At 67.5% G+C, this 21384-nt stretch carries 22 protein-coding genes; 8 read left to right on the top strand and 14 right to left on the bottom strand.

The window, feature by feature from the left end; translation table 11 throughout:
• Positions 1 to 164: 164 nt before the first annotated feature.
• Complete coding sequence (locus AC1PK7_RS02835) at positions 165 to 1004, bottom strand: DeoR family transcriptional regulator (protein WP_371183710.1); 840 nt, start codon at positions 1002 to 1004, stop codon at positions 165 to 167.
• Between the two features lie 171 nt (positions 1005 to 1175).
• Here AC1PK7_RS02835 and AC1PK7_RS02830 point away from each other — a divergent pair, with 171 nt between their 5' ends.
• Both AC1PK7_RS02830 and AC1PK7_RS02825 read left to right on the top strand, forming a co-directional pair.
• Positions 1176 to 1649 (top strand): YehS family protein, encoded by a 474-nt coding sequence (locus AC1PK7_RS02830; RefSeq protein WP_481099804.1) that lies wholly within the window; start codon positions 1176 to 1178, stop codon positions 1647 to 1649.
• Between the two features lie 157 nt (positions 1650 to 1806).
• A complete protein-coding gene (locus tag AC1PK7_RS02825) occupies positions 1807 to 2625 on the top strand; it encodes an HDOD domain-containing protein (protein ID WP_481099803.1) in 819 nt (272 codons plus the stop codon).
• Between the two features lie 71 nt (positions 2626 to 2696).
• On the opposite strand, the gene AC1PK7_RS02820 is transcribed toward AC1PK7_RS02825, so the two are convergent.
• Positions 2697 to 3824: an exodeoxyribonuclease III gene (locus tag AC1PK7_RS02820; RefSeq protein WP_481099802.1), complete on the bottom strand. Its 1128-nt coding sequence runs from the start codon at positions 3822 to 3824 to the stop codon at positions 2697 to 2699.
• 74 nt (positions 3825 to 3898) lie between these two features.
• Here AC1PK7_RS02820 and AC1PK7_RS02815 point away from each other — a divergent pair, with 74 nt between their 5' ends.
• From AC1PK7_RS02815 to AC1PK7_RS02805, 3 genes are all read left to right on the top strand, one after another.
• Positions 3899 to 4105 (top strand): hypothetical protein, encoded by a 207-nt coding sequence (locus AC1PK7_RS02815; protein WP_481099801.1) that lies wholly within the window; start codon positions 3899 to 3901, stop codon positions 4103 to 4105.
• Between the two features lie 153 nt (positions 4106 to 4258).
• Positions 4259 to 4738 carry a hypothetical protein gene (locus tag AC1PK7_RS02810; protein ID WP_481099800.1) on the top strand — a complete coding sequence of 160 codons (480 nt, stop codon included), beginning with the start codon at positions 4259 to 4261 and terminating at the stop codon, positions 4736 to 4738.
• A 336-nt stretch (positions 4739 to 5074) separates the two neighbouring features.
• Complete coding sequence (locus tag AC1PK7_RS02805) at positions 5075 to 5857, top strand: lysophospholipid acyltransferase family protein (RefSeq protein WP_481099799.1); 783 nt, start codon at positions 5075 to 5077, stop codon at positions 5855 to 5857.
• A 45-nt stretch (positions 5858 to 5902) separates the two neighbouring features.
• On the opposite strand, the gene AC1PK7_RS02800 is transcribed toward AC1PK7_RS02805, so the two are convergent.
• From AC1PK7_RS02800 to AC1PK7_RS02790, 3 genes are all read right to left on the bottom strand, one after another.
• Positions 5903 to 6727, bottom strand: coding sequence for a DUF6348 family protein (locus tag AC1PK7_RS02800; protein WP_481099798.1), 825 nt, complete (start codon positions 6725 to 6727; stop codon positions 5903 to 5905).
• 245 nt (positions 6728 to 6972) lie between these two features.
• Positions 6973 to 7707, bottom strand: coding sequence for a hypothetical protein (locus tag AC1PK7_RS02795; protein WP_481099797.1), 735 nt, complete (start codon positions 7705 to 7707; stop codon positions 6973 to 6975).
• Positions 7708 to 7807: 100 nt separating this feature from the next.
• Positions 7808 to 7999 (bottom strand): hypothetical protein, encoded by a 192-nt coding sequence (locus AC1PK7_RS02790; RefSeq protein ID WP_481099796.1) that lies wholly within the window; start codon positions 7997 to 7999, stop codon positions 7808 to 7810.
• Here AC1PK7_RS02790 and AC1PK7_RS02785 point away from each other — a divergent pair.
• Positions 7983 to 8171, top strand: coding sequence for a hypothetical protein (locus AC1PK7_RS02785; protein WP_481099795.1), 189 nt, complete (start codon positions 7983 to 7985; stop codon positions 8169 to 8171). The genes AC1PK7_RS02790 and AC1PK7_RS02785 overlap by 17 nt on opposite strands.
• 43 nt (positions 8172 to 8214) lie before the next feature.
• Here AC1PK7_RS02785 and AC1PK7_RS02780 read toward each other — a convergent pair whose 3' ends face one another.
• The 8 genes from AC1PK7_RS02780 to AC1PK7_RS02745 form a co-directional block, all read right to left on the bottom strand.
• Entirely contained in the window at positions 8215 to 9453 is a 1239-nt protein-coding gene (locus tag AC1PK7_RS02780) for a sensor domain-containing phosphodiesterase (RefSeq protein ID WP_481099794.1), read from the bottom strand.
• A 370-nt stretch (positions 9454 to 9823) separates the two neighbouring features.
• Entirely contained in the window at positions 9824 to 10417 is a 594-nt protein-coding gene (locus tag AC1PK7_RS02775) for a CPBP family intramembrane glutamic endopeptidase (RefSeq protein ID WP_481099793.1), read from the bottom strand.
• Between the two features lie 213 nt (positions 10418 to 10630).
• Positions 10631 to 11245, bottom strand: a complete 615-nt coding sequence (locus tag AC1PK7_RS02770) for a pyridoxamine 5'-phosphate oxidase family protein (protein ID WP_481099792.1) — start codon at positions 11243 to 11245, stop codon at positions 10631 to 10633.
• A gap of 168 nt (positions 11246 to 11413) precedes the next feature.
• Positions 11414 to 12343, bottom strand: a complete 930-nt coding sequence (locus AC1PK7_RS02765) for a hypothetical protein (protein ID WP_481099791.1) — start codon at positions 12341 to 12343, stop codon at positions 11414 to 11416.
• 451 nt (positions 12344 to 12794) lie between these two features.
• Positions 12795 to 13583, bottom strand: a complete 789-nt coding sequence (locus AC1PK7_RS02760) for a hypothetical protein (RefSeq protein ID WP_481099790.1) — start codon at positions 13581 to 13583, stop codon at positions 12795 to 12797.
• Positions 13584 to 13586: 3 nt separating this feature from the next.
• Positions 13587 to 14426, bottom strand: a complete 840-nt coding sequence (locus tag AC1PK7_RS02755) for a TSCPD domain-containing protein (protein WP_481099789.1) — start codon at positions 14424 to 14426, stop codon at positions 13587 to 13589.
• Positions 14427 to 14513: 87 nt separating this feature from the next.
• On the bottom strand, positions 14514 to 15203 hold the full coding sequence (locus AC1PK7_RS02750; RefSeq protein ID WP_481099788.1) for a hypothetical protein: 690 nt from the start codon (positions 15201 to 15203) through the stop codon (positions 14514 to 14516).
• Positions 15204 to 15393: 190 nt separating this feature from the next.
• The gene (locus AC1PK7_RS02745; protein WP_481099787.1) at positions 15394 to 18666 is read right to left on the bottom strand and encodes an LAGLIDADG family homing endonuclease; all 3273 of its coding nucleotides are present in this window, start codon (positions 18664 to 18666) and stop codon (positions 15394 to 15396) included.
• A gap of 494 nt (positions 18667 to 19160) precedes the next feature.
• On the opposite strand from AC1PK7_RS02745, the gene AC1PK7_RS02740 reads away from it, so the two are divergent.
• On the top strand, positions 19161 to 20597 hold the full coding sequence (locus tag AC1PK7_RS02740; RefSeq protein WP_010340431.1) for a Do family serine endopeptidase: 1437 nt from the start codon (positions 19161 to 19163) through the stop codon (positions 20595 to 20597).
• A gap of 9 nt (positions 20598 to 20606) precedes the next feature.
• Here the strand turns inward: AC1PK7_RS02740 and AC1PK7_RS02735 are convergent, their stop codons facing one another.
• Positions 20607 to 20834 carry a hypothetical protein gene (locus tag AC1PK7_RS02735; RefSeq protein ID WP_481099786.1) on the bottom strand — a complete coding sequence of 76 codons (228 nt, stop codon included), beginning with the start codon at positions 20832 to 20834 and terminating at the stop codon, positions 20607 to 20609.
• A 174-nt stretch (positions 20835 to 21008) separates the two neighbouring features.
• Here AC1PK7_RS02735 and AC1PK7_RS02730 point away from each other — a divergent pair, with 174 nt between their 5' ends.
• Positions 21009 to 21380, top strand: a complete 372-nt coding sequence (locus AC1PK7_RS02730) for a hypothetical protein (RefSeq protein WP_019801903.1) — start codon at positions 21009 to 21011, stop codon at positions 21378 to 21380.
• Positions 21381 to 21384: the final 4 nt, after the last annotated feature.

Genomic DNA, 21384 nt, shown 5'->3' with positions numbered 1-21384 from the left:
CCTGCAAACCCGCCGTAATCGGCCAGTGGCTTAGGTCAGAGACAGCCGAGCGGGCGCGCCGGGCCGCTGCGGCGCGATGATCGCGCCACATCACGCAACATTAACGAAACAATCCGAACACAGTCCTGTGGCCGCCCTGGCGACGACGGCAGGACCGGCCTCGCTCAGTCCGCGGCCGCGTCCAGCGGCGCGCCCTGGTCGGCCGCATCGCCCTCGGCGACGAACACGCGGGTGCCGGCCGCCTCCAGCACCGCGGCCAGCTCGGCCGGCGGCGCGCGGTCGGTGAACCAGGCGTGCACCCGCCCGATCGGGCCCAGCCGGACCATCGCGTTGCGGCCGAGCTTGCTGTGGTCGGCGGCCAGGAACACCTGCCGCGAGTGCTCGATGATCGCCTGCGCCACCCGCACCTCGTGGAAGTCGAAGTCCAGCAGGGTGCCGTCCGGATCGATGCCGGAGATGCCGATCACGCCGAAATCCACCTTGAACTGGCGGATCAGCTCGATGGTGGCCTCGCCGGTGACGCCCTGGTCGCGGCCGCGCACGCGCCCGCCGGCCACCATCACCTCGAAGCTGGGGTTGGCGCTCATCATCACCGCGACGTTGAGGTTGTTGGTGATCACGCGCAGGCCGCTGTGGCCCATCAGCGCGCGCGCCACGTCCTCGTTGGTGGTGCCGATGTTGATGAACAACGAGGCGTCGTCGGGAATGTGCTGCGCCAACAACGTGGCGATGCGCCGCTTCTCCTGCGCCTGCAGCGACTTGCGCGCCGCGTAGGCCAGGTTCTCCACGCTCGACGGCAGGCTCACCCCGCCGTGGTAGCGGCGCAGCACGCCGGCTTCGCACAGCAGGGTCAGGTCGCGGCGGATGGTCTGCGGCGTCACCTCGAAACGCGCCGCCAGCCCTTCCACCTCGGCATAGCCCTGCTGGCGCACCAGCGCCACCAGTTGCTCCTGGCGCGGATTGAGCGCGGACACGGCGTTCGGCTTGGGAATCGGATGGTCCATGCCCCGATGATGGCGCATGCGTCGGTGGATGCAACCGCGCCGCCGGCATCGTCGCGTACACACCCTCGGTGAACCGCAACCCTGGCCTGGCTTGCGCGGTCTACGCACCGATGTGGACCAGCGCCTAGACTAGCGCCCCTCGCCGGGCCTGCCGGCACTCCTGCACCGATCATGCTCAACAACGACATCCTGCGCTCCATCCGCTACATGCTCGACCTGAGCGACCAGAAGATCGTCGATCTGGCGCACCTCGCCGACCCCGCGTTCGCGATCGACAAGGCGCAGATCCCGGCGTGGCTGAAGAAGGAGGACGAAGACGGCTTGGTCGAATGCAGCGACGCGGTGCTGGCGCATGTGCTGGACGGGCTGGTGTTCCACTACCGCGGCCGCGACGAGCGCCTGCCGCCGCGCCCGGTGGAGGCGCGCATCACCAACAACGTGGTGCTGAAGAAGCTGCGCGTGGCGTTCCAGCTCAAGGACGTGGACATGCACCAGATCTTCGACGCCGCCGGTTTCCCGGTGTCCAAGCCGGAACTGTCGGCGCTGTTCCGGCAGTCGGAACACAAGAATTTCCGCCTGTGCGGCGACCAGTTGCTGCGCAACTTCCTCAAGGGCCTGACCCTGCGCGTGCGCGGCGCCGGCTGAGCCGCGTCCTCCGCTGCAGCAGGGCGCGGCCGTCGCCGCGGGGCCGGTTTTCCACACGCCGGCCATCGCGAATCGGTAGGATGCGCGCATTCCGCCACCGTGGCGGCGCGGCCGGCTGCCGGCCCTGCCCGCCTCCCGTTCCGTTCCGAGGGTCCCCATGAAGCTAGAGGCGCTGTTCGACCAGTTGCACACCCTGCCGACCATTCCCCAGGTGGCGCAGGACCTGATCCTGCAGTTCGATGCGCCGGGCACCAGCCTGGACACGGTGGCGCGCAACATCGAACGGGACCCGGTGATCGCGGCCAAGGTGCTGCGGCTGGCCAATTCGGCGCGCTTCCGCGGCGCGCGCGACTCCACCACGGTGGAAGACGCGGCGCTGCGCCTGGGCTTCAACACCTTGCGCACCCTGGTGCTGGCCTCCTCGGTGACCGGCGCGTTCCATGCGCCGGCGCATTTCGACCTGCGCGCGTTCTGGCTGCACAGCTTCGAAGTGGCCGGCGTGTGCCGGCTGCTGGCGCGGCAGAAGGGCCTGGACGCGGAGACCGCGTTCACCTGCGGCATGATGCACAACATCGGCGAACTGCTGATCCAGACCGGCGCGCCCGACTACGCCGCGCAACTGCACCCGGACGCCTCCTCCAGCGGCCGCGCCGCCGACGAGACCGTGCAACTGGGCTTCGGCTACCCGGAAGTGGGCGCCGAGCTGGCGCGGCGCTGGCATCTGCCGCAGGTGATCCAGACCGCCATCGCTTTCCAGGCGCGGCCGCTGCAGGCGCCGGAAGGCGAGCCGATGCCGAAGGTCGTCGCCCAGGCCGCGCTGGTCGCCGACGCGCTGCAGCGCCACGGCGGCGCCAACGAGCAGGCGCGGCAGGCGGTGGCCGGCCCGCTGCTGGACGACGTGGATCTGGACGCGCTGTTCGCCGCGCTGCCGGACGTGATCGAGGCCGATCGCGCGTTTACCGAGATGTTGAAGTAAGAGAAGCCGCCGGGACGCGGCGGTAGCGCGGGGTCGGTACCTTCCCCGCTTCGCCGTACCCTCATCCGGCGCTACGCGCCACCTTCTCCCGATGGGAGAAGGGAGGGTTTGCGGCGTTTGCCGCCGCGCGCGGGCGTCGGCGGCACCGCGCTCGCAGCGGGCTCCTTGCGCGCTTTCGGCGTCTTCGTCTTTGTCGCGTTTGTCTTCTTTGTTGCCGGCGCCGGCTGCGCCGATGTCGCCGCGGCCTTGGTCGTCGTCTTGCGCTTGGGCCGCGCTGTCGTCTTCGCCGCCAAAGGCGCGGCGCCAGACGCGGATGCACGTGCGGTCTTCTTCGCAGCGCCGCGCGCGGTCTTGCTTCCAGCGCCCTCGACACTGCGCCTCGGCTTGGCCGACGATTTGGCTGCACCGCGAGCCGGCGCCGGGCCTAGCGCGACCCAGGTCGGCGCATGGTCGCTGGCATGCGGCAGGTCGCGCACCCAGCGGTCCACGCCGGCGTCGCGCAGGCGCGCGACCAGCGGTGGATTCAGCAGCAGGTGGTCGATGCGCAGCCCGGCATCGCGCTGCCAGTGCTGGCGGAAATAATCCCAGAACGTGTACACGCGGTGCTCGCCGTGCACTTCGTGCAGACTGTCGGTCCACCCCTGCGCCAGCAACTCCGCATAGGCCTGGCGGCTCTCCGGCTGCAGCAACGCGTCGCGCCGCCACGACGCCGGGTTGTAGATATCCGCATCGGTGGGCACCACGTTGAAGTCGCCGATCAGCGCCACCGGATGCGGCAACGCCACCAGGTGCTGCGCATGCCGCTGCAGCCGCGCGAACCAGTCCAGCTTGTAGTCGAACTTCGGCCCCGGGCGTGGATTGCCGTTGGGCAGGTACAGGCAGCCGACCAGCACACCGTGCGCCATCGCCTCGATGTAGCGGCTCTGGGTGTCGCGCGGATCACCGGGCAGGCCGCGCCGGCTCTCGACCGGGTCGCAGCCCCTGGCCAGCAGCGCCACGCCGTTCCAGCCCGACTGCCCCATCCACACCGCACCGTAGCCGGCGGCATGCAACTCGGCCAGCGGGAAGCCGGCATCCACGCTCTTGAGTTCCTGCAGCCCGACGATGTCCGGCGCCTCGCGCTGCAACCACTGCAGCAGTTGCGGCAAGCGGCTGCGGATACCGTTGACGTTGTAGGTGGCGATTTTTAGCGTCTTCATCCGGCGCGCCTGCAGAACCTGCCGTCACCTTGGCCCCGCTACGCTCGTCGCATCGTGAAAACGGGAGCCGCCGCATGACCCCGCTCGACAAACCCCTGCGCCGCGCACTGGAGATCGACGGCGTGCACTACACCCTGACCGTGGATCCGGAAGGCCTGAAGCTCACCGAGAAAGGCCGGCGCAAGGGCCTGGACTTGCGCTGGAATGCGCTGGTCAGCGGCGACGCCGCACTGGCCACCGCGCTGCAGGCGTCGCTGGCCGATCGTCCCGGCAAGCGCTAAGCGTCAGCGCGGCCGGCGCCATGCGGGAAGACGTGGCCGCCGATGGTGCTATCGTCGCGCCATCGGCAACCAGCAGGGAGCGGGCGGATGCACAGGCGCAACGGTTGTGCTGTCTTGACCAGTCAACGACGCGCTCGGCGCAGCGGATGGGTCATGGGCCCGCTGCTGCTCGCCCTGCTGCCCCTGGCGACGCACGCGGCGCCGGACGTGCCGGACAGCCTGCGCGTGTCCAGTACCAACACCTACGCCGCGGGCACGCCCGAATGGCGGCAGGTGCGCGATTGGCTGGCGAAGCATCGGCCATCGGACGCCGGCCCGGCGCGGGCCCAGAACCTGGAGCGACTCGGCCCGCTGGTGCTGACCTACGCACGTGCGCTGCACGGCGTGCCGACCAAGGCGCCGGTAGCGCTGCCGCTGCCCGACCAGGGCGCGCCCGGCGACAGCATCGCCATCGCAAGCTGCATCGACGGCCTGCGCCAATCGTGGATCTACGGCGTTGAGGCAGCGTCCATGCATGACTGGACGCTGACATCGTTCGCCATCTCACAGCGTGCGGACTGCACACAGGCGACAGCGCGCGCTGAGCCGGCGACCCCAGCAGACTCTGCAAGCGCGGCATCGGCGCACCGCTAGTCACTTGCCATGGATCGGTGAGCGCGGTTGACTCGTAGGAGCGGCTTCAGCCGCGACGAACGAAGCAGGTCAGCCATTCGTTCCTGGAAGCAGTCGGGACTGAAGTCCCTCCCACAGTGCCCCCAGCCAGCACATCGCCGGCCCCTGTGGGAGCGGCTTCAGCCGCGACGCGCGGAGCAGAGAGCGCGCGCCGGACCGCCGGCAGGATGCTGAAGTACACACGCCTCGGCTACCATCGCCGCGGGCGCGCCGCCGCGCGTGCCGACCGTACCCTCACCTGCGATCCCCATGCCTTCCGCTTCGCCCCGACACGCAACAGACGCCCCGATTGGCCGCGTGCGCGCCATCGTCCGGCTCGCCGTCTGCATCGCTGCCAGCCTGCTGCTGATCCCGCCACAGTGGCTGCTGATGCGCTTCACCCGCGGCCGCGCCGCGTTCGTGCTGCCGCGGCTGTGGTTCGGCTGCCTGCGGCGCGCGTTGGGGATTCGCGTGGAGGTGGTGGGCACGCCGCGCGACGCGGGCGGCACGCTGTTCGTCGGCAACCACATCTCCCACTTCGATATCGTAGTGCTGGGCAGCCTGCTGCGCGCGCGCTTCATCGCCAAGAACGACATGGAACGCTGGCCGGGCATGCGCCACATCGGCGCGCTGGCGCAGACCGTGTTCATCAGCCGGCGTCGTCAGGATGCTGCGGCGGTGGCGGCCGCGGTCGCCGCGCAACTGCGCCCGGATCACGATGTGGTGCTGTTCGCCGAGGGCACCACCTCCTCCGGCGAGCGCGTTGCGCCGTTCAAGTCCAGCCTGTTCTCGCTGTTCCTCAGTGCCGACCCCGACGCGCGACGCTGGACGCTGCAGCCGTTCACGCTGGAGGTGCGCAGCGTCGATGGGCAGCCGCTGGCGCAGGGCGGCGATCGCGATGCCTATGCCTTCTACGGCGAGATGCAGGCCGGTGCGCACGTCGCGCACTTCCTGCGCCTGTCCGGTGCGGTGGTCAGGGTGACCTTCCACGCGCCGATCGCGGTGGCGCCGGGCAGCGACCGCAAGGCGTTGGCCGCGCAACTGCATGGCATCGTGGCCTCGGCGCTGCCGGCTGCGTCGACGAATGCCGCCGCAGCCTAGGATGGCGTGCCTTGCTGGCGTGCGCGGGCGATGCCCGACTGCGCGTCAGTGCGCGGTATCCGGCACCACCGGCTCCGGCAGCCGCACCACCGCGTACTGCTTGCGGAACTCCAAGGCGCCCAGCGCCGGCCAGGTCTCGGCATAACGGCGCAGGCAGGCCACGCCGTCCGGAAAGTCCTCGCCGTTGACCCGGCAGTCGGCCGCGACCTCGCCGTCGGCGTCGCGCGAGGCGAACAGGCGGATGCCGAGCATGCGCTGATCCCGCTGCAGCAACGGCATCAAGGCATCCAGGCTGTTGGTGAACAGACAGCACGGGCAGAACGCGTGTTCCGTGTCGTCGCCCGCCGCGGCCCGGGCCGCGTCACCGTTCATGTGCGCCACCGGCCCCAGCACCACCGTGCGCCGCACCGCGGCCTCGGTCGTGGCCGAGGCGGGGAACTCCATCTGCAACGTCATGCAGCGGGCCTCTGCCGGCGCCGCCACCGCCTCCGACAGCGCCACCAGATCGGTACGCGCCCAGGTGGTGAAGCCCGAGGCCAGACTCGCCTCGGTGTCCTCGCCGATGGAATGCTGGAACTCGACGATCCCGTCCGCGAACAGGCTGGCGTGATGCACGCGAATGCAACTGGCCGTGCGCACGCCGCTGCGCAGTTCGGCCAGATCCACCAGTTCGGTGCGCAGTTGCAGCCCGTTGCCGAGCACGACGACCTCGTCGTGCAAGCTGGCCGCATGCCCCTCGCGCTGCAGCACCTGCAGCAACAGCTGTTGCAGTGCGCGGCCCGGTTGCACGTCGGGCGCCGGCTCCGACCCAGCGGCATCGGCCTCGCGTGGCGAGGTGCGGGACAACAGGCGTCGCAGTCGATCGATCATCCTTGCTCCAGGGCGTCCAACCCGCCATCGGTCGCCGGAAGTATGCGCAGTCGCCCGCGGCCACGGCAACCGCCGACGCCACGCCGCCCCGGCGACCAGCGGGCCATGGAACGGCGCCAGGGGCCTGGGCGTCTCTCGCGTCGCACGCCAACCGCAGCACATCCATGGCCACCGCGCCGCGTCTCGCAGCGGCGGACGGCACCCGGTGCAGCGGCCATCGGCGCGCCGTACCGACACAGCGTCTGTCAGCGCCTGGCCGCCTCGCACAGCTTGCGGTTGAACCAGGTGGACTTGGCGATCGGCAGGTAGGCGTCCCAGTCGCTGGGCGGCAGCATGGTGCTCTGCTTTTCCAGTTCCGCCTGGAACGAGGCCTCGTCGCGGCTGCGGCCGGCCAGGGTGCCGTCCAACGCCGCCAGGCACTCCTGCGGCCGACCCAGGCGCAGCAGGGTGATGGCACGGTCGTTGGCGAAGCGGTCACGATCGAGCCAGTTGAGGAAGCCGCCGCACTCGCCTGCGAACGCCTGCATGCCGGCAAGCGCCTTGTCGTAGCGCTTGCCGCGGTAGTCCTGCAGATAGGCCTCGCGCCGCCGGCTGCTGGCCACGGCGGTGCAGCCGGCCGGCAACTGCAGGTAGTCGCCCTCGAAGCTGGCGCGCATGCCGCAATAGTCGCGGCAGCTTTCCTCGGTCAGCGCGGCCACGTTGAACCCGCCCGGCACCGGCTTGAAGGCGAGCTTGCACGGCACGTCGCCAGCGTCATTTACCTCCGCCTTGTCGCCCTGCAGCGTGCCCGACAGCGAGCAGGTGTGGCCGTTGGCGCCGACCGACAACAGGTCGAACTGGCGCGCACCGCCCTTGTCGGTGACGCGCATGCTGCCCCAGCCTTCCTTGGTGCTGTATTCGCCGGGTGCGGGGCCGGCCGCCGCCGCGGCGAACGCCACCAGCCCCACCAGCATCGCGCTCCATCCGTATCGCCGTGCCATCGCCTGTTCCTGCCTTCGATCTGAGCCGGCAAGTGTGCGGCATCGCCGCGGCGGCGGACCAGTGCCGATGTCGCATCCCGACAGCAACGGCCTGTGCGACTCAGCGCAGCGGCACGCGCGAGCGGAACTCGGACAGAAACAGGCCGCGGAGCCAGCGATGCGCCGCATCGTGCTCCAGGCGCGGATGCCACAGCATCGACACCGTGATCGGCTCGGTGACCACGGGGAGCGCAAACGTATGCGCGGGCTCGCGCAGCATGTCGGGCTGCGCCGCCATGAACGAGGCGGGCAACAATGCGATCAAGTCCGAGCCGCCCGGCTGGGTGCGCACCGACATGGGCGGGCCGCAGGCGCGCCTGTCCATCGACGACAGCATCCCGCCCCTGCTCGACACCATCGACACCGCCCACGGCCGCGGCGGTTTGCATTACCTGGATTACCTGGGCCGCGTGGTGCCGTGGTAGGCGCCACGCGGGCTTCAGCGGCCCGCGCGACGCCGAAGCCCCACTAGCCGCTCTCCTTCAACGCGAGCGCCAGCGCCGCATCCTCGTGCAGCGGCCGCGCCAGGAAATAGCCCTGGACGAAGTCCACCTGCAGTTCGCGCAGGGCTTCCAGTTCCTGCGCCGTCTCCACGCCTTCGGCCACCACCTGGGTACCGATCTCGTGGGCGAAGTTGGTCAGCCCCTTGGCCAGCGCGCGGCGGCTGCGGTCGGAATGGATGCACTGGGTGATGCTCATGTCGAGCTTGATGACGTCCGGCTGCAACTGCAGGATGTGGCGCATGCTGGCGTAGCCGGCGCCGGCATCGTCCACCGCCACCTGCGCGCCGCGCTCGCGCAGCGGTGCCAGCGCCTGCGCCAGCGTCTGGTAGTTGCGCACGATGGCGTGCTCGGTGATCTCCAGGGTCAGCCGCGCCACCTCGGCATCGTCGCCCAGCACGCCCGCCAGCGCCGCGGAGGTCATCAACTCCGGCGACAGGTTCACGCTGAGCCGGTACTGCGGCGGGAACCGCCGCAGATGCGCCAGCGCCTTGGCCAGCACATGCAATTCCAGGCGGATGCCGACCCCGGCCAGTTCGGCCTGCTGGAACCATTGCGCCGGCCCGCGCTGCGGCGCCACGTCGAAACGCGACAGGCACTCGAATCCATGCAGGCGCAGCCCCTGCAGCGCGAACACCGGCTGGAACACGATGCGCGGCGCGCCCGCCGCCAGCGCGCCTTCGATCTCGTCGATCATCGCCTGCCGTTCCAGCTTGTGCGCCTCCACCTCGTGCAGGCGCAGCGCGAAGATCTCGGCGAACGCGCGCAACATCCCGATGTCGCGCTCGCCCAGGTCGGGCCTGGGCAGGAAACTGAAACAGCACAGCGTGCCGTAGATCCGCCCTCCCACCTGGATCGGCACGCTCATGTGCGCACCGATCGGAATCTCCCGCGTCGCCGGAATGCACTGCGCCGCCGGCAGCAGCGAGGTGTCGGGGATGAGCTGCGGCAATTCGCCCCGCGCCACGCCCATGCAGTAACCATCGGCGAACGGCAGGACCTGGCCCTCGTGGATCGGCCCGTCGGGCGGCCCATCCACATGATCGAGCACGCGGTCGGTCTTGCGGAAGCGCGACAGGAACGCCACGTCCATGCCCAGATGCCGACGCACCACGCGCAGGCAGCGGCGCAGTTCGCGGTCGCTGATCTCGCCGGACAACAGCTCGAACAACGGATGCGGTGCTGGTAGATGCTCGGTCGACGCCATCCCGCTTCTCGCCCTGAAAGCGTTGCGGCCCGCGCTGCGCGCGCCGCGCACGGCGCTGCGCCGTAGGCGAGGTGATCGAGCAGCGGGAACCCGGACCGTTCCCCGTTGTCCAGCGGGCGACACGTCCTTGTCGTTCGACTGTAAAGCGTGACGTACTGCCGCGAAAGCGCCGGTCTGTTCAGGAATGCAGCTGTCTACGCCACCGACCGTTTCGGCAAGGCGCCGCCGCGTATTCAGCGACCGGCCGGATGGCACTGCCGTTGGCAGGGATGGTCGACCGCCTTTCGTCGGCTTCGAGCAGGCGGCACCGCACGATATTCGCTCCACGCCACGCTGGCGCATGCCCGGCTGCCGGCGTGTGCCGCGTCCGTCAGGCGTAGGCCATCAACCCCATCAGGTCCAGCGCGGCATGCGCCACGATCGCCGGCCACAGCCGCCCGGTGCGTGCCACCCACCAGCCCAGGATCAGCCCTATCACCACGATGGCGATGGTGCCGACCGGCCCCTGATAGAGGTGGTACGACGCGCGGATCGCCACGCTCACGTTCACCGCGAACGCCGGGCTGTGCCGCCGCTCCAGCGCGCGGATCACGTAGGCGCAGACGAACACTTCCTCGAAGATCGGATTGAGCAGCGAGACCAGCACCACCACGCCGGCCGACAGCGGCCCGGCCACCATCGCGTCCATCGACGGATTCACCCCCGCCGCCACGCTGTCGTTCAACAGATTCAACGGATAGGTCGCCACCACGCAGGCGGCCAACAGCGCCAGGCCCACCCCGATGTCGCGCGCCTGCCACTGCAACCCCAGCGCCTGTGGCGTCCAGCCGCGGAACCACAGCGTCGGTAGCAACAACGCCAGTACCAGCAGCTCGTAGAACACCATGCCCCACAGGTTCGCGTCGGAAAACGACGGCTCCACCACCGGCGCCAGCACCGCCAGCGCGCTCCAATAGATCGGCAACCCGAACGCGACTGCCGTGACCAGCAGCAGTTCACCCCAACCGCCTGACGGTTCCCCACTTCCCTGCATCCGCACTCCCCTGTCGTTCGCTGCGCGCCGGAACGGCGTCGTCGCCCCTTCCCACCAGGGGCGTACCGTAGCAGGGTGGCATGACCGGGGACATCGGTGGCGGCGTGATGCGCGCGGCGCGGCGCGCATACCAATCCAGTCAAGTTAGTACAGCGCGTCCCGGGTGCGCTGCGGCAACTCCCGGTCGTAGGTCTCGGCGTCGAACGCGCCATCGGCCAGATGTGCGTGCATGGTGCCGGGGCTGGGCAGGCGATCGCGCGGCAGGTACCGCGTCGGATCCCACAGCTGCGAGCGCACGATCGCCCTGGCGCAGTGGAAGTACACCGCCTCGACGTGCACCACGATCACGCTGCGCGGCAGGCGCTCGCCGACTGCGAACCGCGCCAGCAGGTCCGGATCGACCCGGATCTCGGCACGCCCGTTCACGCGCAAGGTTTCGCCGATGCCGGGAATCAGGAACAACAGCGACAACCGCGGATCCTGAAGCAGGTTGCGCAGCGTATCGACGCGGTTGTTGCCCGGCCGATCCGGCAGCGCCAGCGTGCGCGCATCCAGCACCTGCACGAATCCGGGTGCATCGCCGCGCGGCGAGCAGTCCAATCCTTCGACGCCGGACGAGGCCAGCACCACGAACGGCGACGCGTGCACGAACGCCTGGTAGTCGGCATTCAGATGGTCGATTTGTTTGCGTATGGCGCGCTCGACAGCTTGGCCGTATAGGGCTTCGAGGGCATCGACACGCGTGATGCAGTTGTCCATCTCGTCGTCCTATCCCTATCGCGTCCACGGCATTAAGGCGCAATGATCCATCAAACCGCGCACAAACGGAAATAGAGGCACGCATTCAAAACGTTCCGCCCCCACCTTCCAGACGCAACTTGAAATGGCACTTCGACGGGTGCATCACTTGCAGCACCTGACGTCTGATCAGAACTGCCCACGCTCGACGTCCCGACACCAACGCTCCGGCTTCGGCGACCAATCCCCTTCACCCAGCACGGCCTGGACAAGGCGTTCCAGCGGATAGCCTAGGTGCTGCGCAGCGGCCACGCCACCGTCGTCCATGCTTGCTTCAGCGACGAACGCACGAAACGCGGGTTCGTCCCCGGCGGCGAGTGCCGTGATCTTCTTGGCCAGATCGTAGGAAAGCTCATTGCCATCGTCGGTCGCCAGGAACGACTTTCCGGACCAGAACGTCTGGATGCTGTCCGCATTCCAGTACGCTGCATGGCGGGCCGGGATCTCGTGCTGGAAGTACTTCTGTGTGCTTGGCATGGCCAGATGCGGGAACATGGTGTGCTCGGTGTTGACCGCCAGACCTTCGTTCAACCACGCGGGGATCGGCAGGTGCTGCAGCAAGCAATGCGTCAGCTCGTGTGCGATCACAGGCTCCATCGCGTCCATGATCGCGAGTGGCACCACGAAGTGCCCATAGCCGGCCCTGATGAACATCCCCGAGGACATCGCATACTCTCCGCCCTCGGGGTAGTAATTGGAGACATAGGCGTAGTAGTCGTCGTCATCGGCGGACTCGGTCACCGCATAGTGATCTCCCAACTGCTGGTTCAAGACCTCCAACCATTGTCGCGCGGCAGAGGTCCAGTAGACATGCAGCGCGTCTGCCCCCGCGTCCGCTGGCTCAGCCTCTGCAATGGCCTCCCACTTGGGGATGGGCATGCTGGTATCGCTGTCCCAGTGCATGCCTACGCTCACGCGCGCCATCGGCACCGCTGGAAGGGCATCCAGCGCGCGCTCCCGCCTGTTGGCCCGTCGCACCAGCACAACCGTGAGCACAAAACCCGCGAACACGAATAGCAGGATGGCTCCCGAGATCCATCTCTCCTGGTCTTGAATCATCTTTCCGCCCCCTGCGGCCTTTTACTTTATCGATATCGACCCTGATCGTATTGAAGTGCACTGGCGGCGCTACCAAGAAGTGCCCTTGGCCCCGTTCTCCAATACCTGCAAAAATTCAGGCGCATCGCCGCGCAGCGAACAGCAATGCCCTCGGCCGTGGCCGAGGTCAGCACCATAAAAGGCGACGCGTGCACGACCGCCTGGTGGGCGGTACTCAAATGGTCGAGCTGCTTGCGTACTCCGCACTCGGCGGGTTGGCCATATAGTTCCTCGAGGACATCGAGGCTGGTGATGCGATGGTGTCCGGTGAAGTAGGCGATGTCGCTTCAATCGACGCTTCCGCTTTGGTAGCGCCAACATTGGCGAGCGCTGTCGCTTGCGCGCTCTCTTACAGACTATTTGCCATATAGACCTGGCGCAAAAATCTTGATCAAAACGATACTGCAAAAAATCAATCTGAAATGATTTTCTGAAGCTCCTTTGGCACCGGGCAGTTAAGGGATTTAAATCTTGCAGCCATAACCTCAGCTTCACTTCCACACTCATTCAGCACATATTTTGAAGCTGGGAGTATCATAAGTGCAAACTTATCTTGCACTAAATCAACGCCATTCCTTCCCAGCCAGCACAAGGAATCTTTCTTTACCAAGTCCGGCTCACCGAAAGAATCCCTTAGCTTTCTAGTTACTACGCCTTTGTTTGCGCTTATCAACTCCCCATTAACAAAATCAAGCTTATAATGAGAGAATCTGATAAACTTCACCAGACCATTTTCAGATATGTAAAAAATGCCAGCATCGAATGGGGACTGATCCGATGAAACACGAACCATACCCTCCCCGTCATCTTCTATTTTTCTGTCTGGGTAGCGCGTTCTTATAAGGCTCTTCTCTGATCCAATCGGCACTGATCTCCAGCCATACGGAAGAGGAGACATAGGGTCGAACATTGCCCCAAGCCTCAAGCTACGCAATTCCTCTCCACGGCTAGCAAGCTCTCTTGCAGCAGTCTTCAAGGAAAGAGACGCCACCTTAAGAGAACCCTTTAAATTTTCTATAGCATCTTTATCTCTCTGTGATCTTTGCAGTGCAGCCTCTAATTTCTGTGACTGAATGGTCGTGAGCATTGGAAAGACGACGCTCATCATGAACGCCGCAACTGCGGCACCAGCGATAATAACTATTATTACCGGATGATCTTTCCAGTTGCTGGAATCTTTTTTCCCCCTATTTACAGCCATAAATCACCCGCACTTCGAATACCCACAATTCAAACAAGTAGCACACCCGTCCATAATAACGAGCGCCTTGGTGTTGCACTTGTGGCACATCGTGGCCGACGGCGGGAAGCTGGCGCCGTCGCCTGTGACGGCGATGTCCTCTTCGTGGTCGGCGGTGGAGTCGGCGGACACCGCACCCTCATCCGCCCTGCGGGCACCTTCTCCCGCAGGAGCAGGAACCGCCTTGCTCACTTCACTGTTTTTTTTTGAGCGTTCTTCGTACTGCTTGCGCTTCTCGGCGATCAGCGCGCGCTGGTGATCGCTCATTTCCGGGTCGTGCAGCAGGCCGATCGACTTCATGTGCTCTTCGACGATGCTGCCCAGTTCGGCGACCAGCGACGGCATGTACACGCCGCCGGCCTTGAAGTAGCCGCCCTTGGGGTCGAACACGGCCTTCATCTCGTCGACCAGGAAGGTGACGTCGCCGCCCTTGCGGAACACGGCGGACATGATGCGGGTCAGCGCCACGATCCACTGGAAGTGCTCCATGGACTTGGAGTTGACGAAGATTTCGAACGGGCGGCGCAGTTCGTGCTCGGTGCCGGCGTTGAGCACGATGTCGTTGAGGGTCACGTACATGGCGTGTTCCACCAACGGCGATTTGATCTTGTAGGTGCTGCCGATCAGCACGTCCGGGCGCTCGATGCGCTCGTGCATGTGGATGATGTTGTCCGCCGGCGCTTCGGCCTCGGCGGTGGCGCGATCGATCGACGAGGCGGGCACCGCGGCGGCGGCGTCGCGCGCCTTGTCCTCGGGGGTGACGACGGCGTAGCCCTTGATTTTCTGGTCGATCTTGATGGCCATGAGGCGTGCGTTCCTGGAAGGCGGAGCGGGACGGGCGTGGGCCCGGCCTCTCTCCCGCGCACGGGAGAGAGGGTGCGACGGGTCGGCTTACTTCTTGGCGCGGGTGGCCGCGGCCTTCTTGCCGGCGGCCTTGCGCACGGCGGTCTTCTTCACGGCGGCGCTCTTCTTGGCGACCTTGGCAGTGCTCTTCTTGACCGCCTTGGCGGCCTTGCCCACGGCCTTCTTGGCCACGGCCTTGCGCGCGCCCACGGCCTTCTTCACCGCGCTCTTCTTGGCGACCACCGACTTCTTGGTCACGGCCTTCTTGGCGGCGACCTTCTTGACCGCCTTCTTCGGCGCGGCCTTCTTGGCGGTCACTTTCTTGGCCGGCGCCTTCTTCGCCGCGACCTTCTTGGCCGCGGCCTTCTTCGCCGGCGCCTTCTTCGCAGCCGCCTTCTTGGCGGTCTTCTTGCCGCCCTTGGTCAGCGCGGCCGCTTCGGCCTGGGCGCTGGCCTTGGCCGCTTCCAGCTTCTTGCGCGCGCTGGCGACGGTCTTCTTGACGGCCTTGCCGGCCTTCTCGGCGCGCTTGGCGACGGCCTTCTCGGCCTGCTTCACCGCCTTACGGGTCTTGGCGACCTGGTCCTGCACGCGCTTCTGCACGGTCTCGGCGGTCTGCTTGACCGTGGCGACGGCCTCGCTGGCGGTGGCGGCGATGGTCTCGCCGACGTTGGTGGCGGTTTCTTTCACGTTCTCGGCGACCTGCGTCAGCGTCGCCGTGACGCCATTTCCATTGCTCATAAAACCCTCCTCAGGGTGTCAGTGTTTATGTCACGCGGGCGATGCTATACCGATTGCAGCGAAGCGGGGAGCCGGAAACGGCGACACACGGCGAACGGTGGGGAAGCGTTGGGGAAGCACGGCGCGCCGCGCTCCAGGGCTTCCACCGCCGCCCTCCCCTCCGCCGGCGCGAAGAGGAGACGGGACGGCGTCAGAACTTGCCGTAATACCCTTCTTTCAGCGCATCGAACAGGTTGGCGGCGGTGTGCATCTCGCCGTCGTATTCGATCTGTTCGTTGCCCTTGACCTCGACCACGCTGCCGTCTTCCAGCTCGAAGCGGTAGGTGGTGTTCTCCAGGTCCGCTTCCTTCACCAGCACGCCCTGGAAGGCGGCCGGGTTGAAGCGGAACGTGGTGCAGCCCTTCAGCCCCTGCTGGTGGGCGTAGCGGTAGATGTCCTTGAACTGCTCGTAGGGATAGTCAGTGGGGACGTTGGCGGTCTTGGAGATGGAGCTGTCCACCCACTTCTGCGCGGCGGCCTGCACGTCCACGTGTTCCTTGGGGTGGATGTCGTCGGCGGCGATGAAGTAGTCCGGCAGGCGCGCGGCGGCGTCCTCGGCGAACGGCATCGCCTTGGCGTTGACCAGGTGGCGGTAGGCCAGCAGCTCGAAGGAGAACACGTCCACCTTCTCCTTGCTCTTCTTGCCCTCGCGGATCACGTTGCGGCTGTAGTGGTGGGCGAAGCTCGGCTCGATGCCGTTGGAGGCGTTGTTGGCCAGGCTCAGCGAAATGGTGCCGGTGGGGGCGATGGAGCTGTGGTGGGTGAAGCGTGCGCCCACCTCGGCCAGTTCCTCGACCAGCGCCGGCGCCACCTCGGCGATGCGCTGCATGTAGCGGCTGTACTTGGCGTGCAGCAACCGGCCTTCGATACGCTCACCGACGCGCCAGCCGTCGCGGGCCATCTCCGGGCGCTGCCGCAGCATCGCCGCGGTGACCTCGAAGGTCTCCTGCATGATCGGCGCCGGGCCCTTCTCCTTGGCCAGCGACAGCGCGGTCTCCCAGCCGGCCACGGCCATTTCGCGGGCGATGGACTCGGTGAACTCGCACGACTCGGCGCTGCCGTACTTCATGCGCAGCATGGTCATGGTCGAGCCCAGACCGAGGAAGCCCATGCCGTGACGGCGCTTGCGCATGATCTCGTCGCGCTGCTGCTGCAGCGGCAGGCCGTTGACCTCGACCACGTTGTCGAGCATGCGGGTGAACACCCGCACCACTTCCTTGTATTCCTCCCAGTCGAAGCGGGCGCGCTCGGTGAACGGCTCGCGCACGAAGGTGGTGAGGTTGATCGAGCCGAGCAGGCAGGCGCCGTAGGGCGGCAATGGTTGCTCGCCGCAATTGTGGGCGTGCAGGCCGTTGCCGTCGAAGGTGTTGATGCCGGGGACCTGCACGTCGTAGACGTCTTCGACGCCATCGGCGGCCACCGACTGCACGGTCGCCACGAAACGCTCGCGGTTCAACTGGCGACGGTAGCCGGACAGCAGCGCCTTGAGCCGGTTGGCCTTGGCGGTGTCGGCAAAGCCCACCCGCTGGGCGAAGGCATCGAGGTTGTCGCCGCTGACGACCAGTTCGTGCTGCGCCTTGGTGGCGTAGGCACGCGTGCCGCCGTGCCCGTCGGGCAGCAACGCCGTGCCGGCGGGGCGCCGGTCGCGGTAGATCTGCGAGGCGATGCCCAGCCGCAACAGCATGCGCTGCGCTGCCTCCAGCCGCGCCAGGTCGGACTGTGCCAGGCGCACGCTGACGCCCTTCTCCTGGCTGCCCTGCACCGAGCCGTCGGTGTCGAACAGGCCGCGCAGGAAGCCGCGATGGAAATCGCTGGAGGTCTTCTCGACGGCCGGGGTGATCGCCTTGTCGCCCGGACGCAGGCCCAGCTCCAGGGCCAGATCGCGCAAGGCGGCCGACTTCAGGCGGTACTCGCCACGGTCGCGCACCTCGCTCCAGCCGGCGAAGTCGGCACGGTGCGGCAGGCTGCGCGCGCAGCGCAGGGCTTCGTCCATCAGCGCCACCGGTGCCAGCGGCGCCGCATTGACGGCGGCGGCCTGCGGCCAGACGGACAACACGGCGGCGTCCTGCTTGAGCGTGCCGTCGCCCACCAGCATGCCGAGGAGGAAACCCTCCTCATAGCTGCGCGCGCCGCCCCACTCCGCACCGGCACGGTGATTGTTGAGCAGCACCCGGTCGCCTGCGACCAGTTGATCCGCCTGGCACCATTGGGTGTCCAGCGACCAACGGGTCTGGCGCACCACGCGCCGCACGCGGTGGTCCGCGGTCAGGCGCAGCGCGTAACCTTCCTGCGTCTGCAGTCGCACCACCTGCTTGTGCGCGGTCTTGAAGAAACCCTCCGCACCGGTGGCATGGTCGCCGCCATCGACCCGCGCCAGGAACGGCGTTCCCAACAGATCGGCGACCTGACGCGGCCCCTCGGCAGTCTGCACCCAGGTATCGGCGGTCACGCACGGATTGGTCGCGCGGATGTTCTCGCACCACCAGTTGTTGTTCATTTCGTTGACGCGGTCGATCAGGATGAAGCCCGGCTCGGCGTAGTCGTAGGTGGAGACCATGATCATGTCCCACAGGTGGCGGGCGCGGATGTGCCCGTACACCTTGCACGCGACCAGGCCGTCGTCGCGCACGATGTAGTCGTGGTGCGTGGGCCAGTCGCGCCACACCACGGCGCTGGCGTCGGCCAGATCGATGTCGGCCTCTTCCTTGCGGTTCACCGGAAACACCAGCGGCCAGTCGGCGTCCTGTTCCACCGCCTGCATGAAGCCGTCGGTGATCAGCAGCGACAGGTTGAACTGGCGCAGGCGCCCGTCCTCGCGCTTGGCGCGGATGAAATCCTTCACGTCCGGGTGGGACACGTCGAAGGTGCCCATCTGCGCGCCGCGGCGGCCGCCGGCCGAGGACACGGTGAAGCACATCTTGTCGAAGATATCCATGAACGACATCGGCCCGGAGGTGTAGGCGCCGGCGCCGGCCACGAACGCGCCGCGCGGGCGCAGCGTGCTGAACTCGTAGCCGATGCCGCAGCCGGCCTTGAGGGTCAGCCCGGCCTCGTGGACCTTCTCCAGGATGCCGTTCATCGAGTCGGTGATGGTGCCCGACACGGTGCAGTTGATCGTGCTGGTGGCCGGCTTGTGTTCCTGCGCGCCGGCGTTGGAGGTGATGCGCCCGGCCGGGATCGCGCCGCGGCGCAGCGCCCAGGTGAAGCGCTCGAACCAGTAGGCACGCAACTCGTCGGTGGCCTCGGCATCGGCCAGCGCCCGCGCCACGCGCAGGTAGGTGCCGTCGATGTCGGCATCCAGCGGATCGCCCTGCTTGGTCTTGAGCCGATACTTCTTGTCCCAGATGTCCTGCGACGCCGGCTGCATCGGGATGGGGTCGTGCTTGGATCCGGTCTGGACGACTTCCAGGCGCACCGTACTCATTCTGCTGTGTTCTCCTCGAACCTGTCCCGATGAAGCGGATGGGTGGTCACCCGCCGTGTGTCTTGTCTATATCGCACTTGCGCTGCACGGCAGCGACGGCCGCGGCAGCGCACGCGGCGCCTGCCCTCGACCGATCAAAAATCCCCTGATTCCGCGACGCTTCCTGTCACCGTCCCGTCATGCACCGCCGAGCGCGCCCCTGGATGTGAAGTCCTGGTGAAGAAAACCCTATGTCTAGTGCCGCACCGAAGCCATACCGCTACATGTAGTGGCTGCGACACGCGTGAACGCTAACGCCGGGCAGGCCCACTGTCAACGTCGCCGCGACGCGATTCGGCGCTGTCGCAGCGCCACGCACGCGGAGCGCCGTTGCGGCCTTGCGCAGGCGGCACCAGAGCGCTTTCACTGGCGGTTAAACGCCGCGCGTTCATCTTGATTTACGCGCACGCGCGCCCATCTGCCCCACGTCTCCCGCGTTCCCCGGAAACCGACCCATGCGACCGCTGCCTACGCTGCTGACCCTGACCGCCGCTGCTGCCTTCGGCGGTTTCGCCGCCACCGCGATCAATGCGCAACTGGACAACCGCGCCGAGGCCGCGCCCGCCGCGGCACCGCCGCCGCTGTCCGCGGCCGCGCGCCTGCCGTCCTCGGTGGCCGGCGAGCCGCTGCCGTCGCTGGCGCCGATGCTGCAGAAGGTGATGCCGGCGGTGGTGAGCATCAACACCAAGCAGGTGGTGCGGGTGCGCAATCCGTTCTTCAATGACCCGATCCTGCGCCGCCTGTTCCCGGACATCCCGCAGGAGCGCATCAACGAGTCTCTGGGTTCGGGCGTGATCATCGACGCGAAGAACGGCTACGTGCTGACCAACCACCATGTGGTGGAGAACGCCGACGACGTGCAGGTGACCCTGGCCGACGGGCGCAGCTTCAAGGCCGAGTTCATGGGCTCGGACGCGGACACCGACATCGCGCTGATCCGGATCAAGGCCGACAACCTCACCGAGATCCGCCTGGGCGACAGCGACAAGCTGCGCGTGGGCGATTTCGTCGCGGCCATCGGCAACCCGTTCGGCTTCACCCAGACCGTCACCTCCGGCATCGTCTCGGCGATGGGCCGCAACGGCATCCGCGGCCTGGGCTACCAGAACTTCATCCAGACCGACGCCTCGATCAACCCCGGCAACTCCGGCGGCGCGCTGGTGGACCTGCGCGGCGAGCTGGTCGGCATCAACACCGCCAGTTTCAACCCGCAGGGCAGCATGGCCGGCAACATCGGCCTGGGCCTGGCGATCCCGTCGAACCTGGCGCGCGCGGTGGTCGACCAGTTGATCAAGAACAACGGGGTGATGATCCGCGGCACCCTGGGCATCGAGACGCAGAACCTGACCTCGCAGATGGCGCAGGGCCTGGGCCTGTCGGCGCCGCGCGGGGCGCTGGTGACGCGGGTGCTGGCCGGCTCGTCGGCCGCGGCCGCCGGGCTGCAGCCGGGCGACGTGGTGGTCGCCGCAAACGGCGAGCGCCTGGACAGCGCCGAGGCACTGCACAACTACGAGGGCCTGCAGCCGGTGGGCAGCACCGTGACCCTGGACGTGCGCCGCGACGGCAAGCCGCTGCAGCTCAAGGCCACGCTCAAGGAGCAGCCGCGCGCGATCAGCGGCGAGTCGCTGGATCCGCGGCTGAGCGGCGCCACCTTCGCCGACCTGCCCGAATCGCTGCGCCAGTCCGGCATCTCCGGCGTGCTGATCGGCAACGTGGCGCGCGGCAGCCGCGCGGCGCGCAACGGCCTGGCCAGCGGCGACATCGTGGTGGCCGCCTCGGTCGGCGAGTTCGCCGACCTGGCCAGCTACCGCGCCAACTTCGCGCGCAAGCCGGCGCAACTGGTGCTGCGCGTGGTGCGCGGCGGCGCGCAGGCCGACCTGGTCATGCAGTGAGCCGCGCGCTCAATCCAGGCGCGCGGCGTAGTCGTCGCGCACGTGTTGATTGAGGTAGGTGGTGAGACCGCGCCCGGCCGCGGCCAGGCGCTGCATCTCCATGACATGGAGCAGGCCGGGATGCTGGCGGTCGTAGCGGTAGGTGGCGCCGTCGGCGAAGCGCAGCACGATCCAGTCCGGGCCGCTGTCGTAGGCGACCACCCCGGCATGGCCGCTCCGGTTGCCGTAACGACGCATTGCGGTTCCTCCGGGACTTGGCCGCTCGCCGGCGAGCGCCGACACTATGGCGCATCGCTTGTGGCGACGAGCTAACACCCTGTACACCCCGCCGATGGTATTGGTGTCGCCACGTTCTGCGCAGCGTCCGCATCGGCGGACGGCAGGCCCCCAAACCCCAGAGGAGACATGCCCGTGAATGCCAGCCCGACCAATACCGAGAACCTCAAGGACAACCTGAGCGAAGCCGGCGCGCACCTGAAGTCCGCGGCCAGCTACGCCGGCGAAGCGATCAAGGGCGCTGCCGGTGCCGCCGGCGAGGAACTGAAGCTGGGCAAGGCCAACGTCAAGGCCGAGCTGTCCGACAGCGCCCTGTCCGGGTTGGCGGCGGCCGAGTTCGGCGGCGCGGCGGCGAAGGAGCAGGTGGACGTGCTGCTGGACAAGGGCCGCGACCTGATCGACAGCGCTGCCGAACTGATCCGCGAGCGTCCGCTGGCTTCGTTCGGCGTGGCCTTCGCCACCGGCTGGATCATCGCCAAGCTGGCGCGCAGCGGCGGCGACAAGTAAGCCG

Source organism: Xanthomonas sp. NCPPB 3174, assembly GCF_056725205.1.
This window is presented reverse-complemented; position numbering and strand designations above follow the sequence as displayed.

Coding starts and splice junctions, on each gene's coding strand:
- AC1PK7_RS02740 (WP_010340431.1), top strand. CDS start 19,161: ATGCGACCGCTGCCTACGCTGCTGACCCTGACCGCCGCTGCTGCCTTC.
- AC1PK7_RS02760 (WP_481099790.1), bottom strand. CDS start 13,583: ATGGCTGTAAATAGGGGGAAAAAAGATTCCAGCAACTGGAAAGATCAT.
- AC1PK7_RS02755 (WP_481099789.1), bottom strand. CDS start 14,426: ATGGCCATCAAGATCGACCAGAAAATCAAGGGCTACGCCGTCGTCACC.
- AC1PK7_RS02835 (WP_371183710.1), bottom strand. CDS start 1,004: ATGGACCATCCGATTCCCAAGCCGAACGCCGTGTCCGCGCTCAATCCG.
- AC1PK7_RS02745 (WP_481099787.1), bottom strand. CDS start 18,666: ATGAGTACGGTGCGCCTGGAAGTCGTCCAGACCGGATCCAAGCACGAC.
- AC1PK7_RS02765 (WP_481099791.1), bottom strand. CDS start 12,343: ATGATTCAAGACCAGGAGAGATGGATCTCGGGAGCCATCCTGCTATTC.
- AC1PK7_RS02820 (WP_481099802.1), bottom strand. CDS start 3,824: ATGAAGACGCTAAAAATCGCCACCTACAACGTCAACGGTATCCGCAGC.
- AC1PK7_RS02780 (WP_481099794.1), bottom strand. CDS start 9,453: ATGGCGTCGACCGAGCATCTACCAGCACCGCATCCGTTGTTCGAGCTG.
- AC1PK7_RS02785 (WP_481099795.1), top strand. CDS start 7,983: ATGAACGAGGCGGGCAACAATGCGATCAAGTCCGAGCCGCCCGGCTGG.
- AC1PK7_RS02810 (WP_481099800.1), top strand. CDS start 4,259: ATGGGCCCGCTGCTGCTCGCCCTGCTGCCCCTGGCGACGCACGCGGCG.
- AC1PK7_RS02825 (WP_481099803.1), top strand. CDS start 1,807: ATGAAGCTAGAGGCGCTGTTCGACCAGTTGCACACCCTGCCGACCATT.
- AC1PK7_RS02795 (WP_481099797.1), bottom strand. CDS start 7,707: ATGGCACGGCGATACGGATGGAGCGCGATGCTGGTGGGGCTGGTGGCG.
- AC1PK7_RS02815 (WP_481099801.1), top strand. CDS start 3,899: ATGACCCCGCTCGACAAACCCCTGCGCCGCGCACTGGAGATCGACGGC.
- AC1PK7_RS02750 (WP_481099788.1), bottom strand. CDS start 15,203: ATGAGCAATGGAAATGGCGTCACGGCGACGCTGACGCAGGTCGCCGAG.
- AC1PK7_RS02770 (WP_481099792.1), bottom strand. CDS start 11,245: ATGGACAACTGCATCACGCGTGTCGATGCCCTCGAAGCCCTATACGGC.
- AC1PK7_RS02800 (WP_481099798.1), bottom strand. CDS start 6,727: ATGATCGATCGACTGCGACGCCTGTTGTCCCGCACCTCGCCACGCGAG.
- AC1PK7_RS02735 (WP_481099786.1), bottom strand. CDS start 20,834: ATGCGTCGTTACGGCAACCGGAGCGGCCATGCCGGGGTGGTCGCCTAC.
- AC1PK7_RS02830 (WP_481099804.1), top strand. CDS start 1,176: ATGCTCAACAACGACATCCTGCGCTCCATCCGCTACATGCTCGACCTG.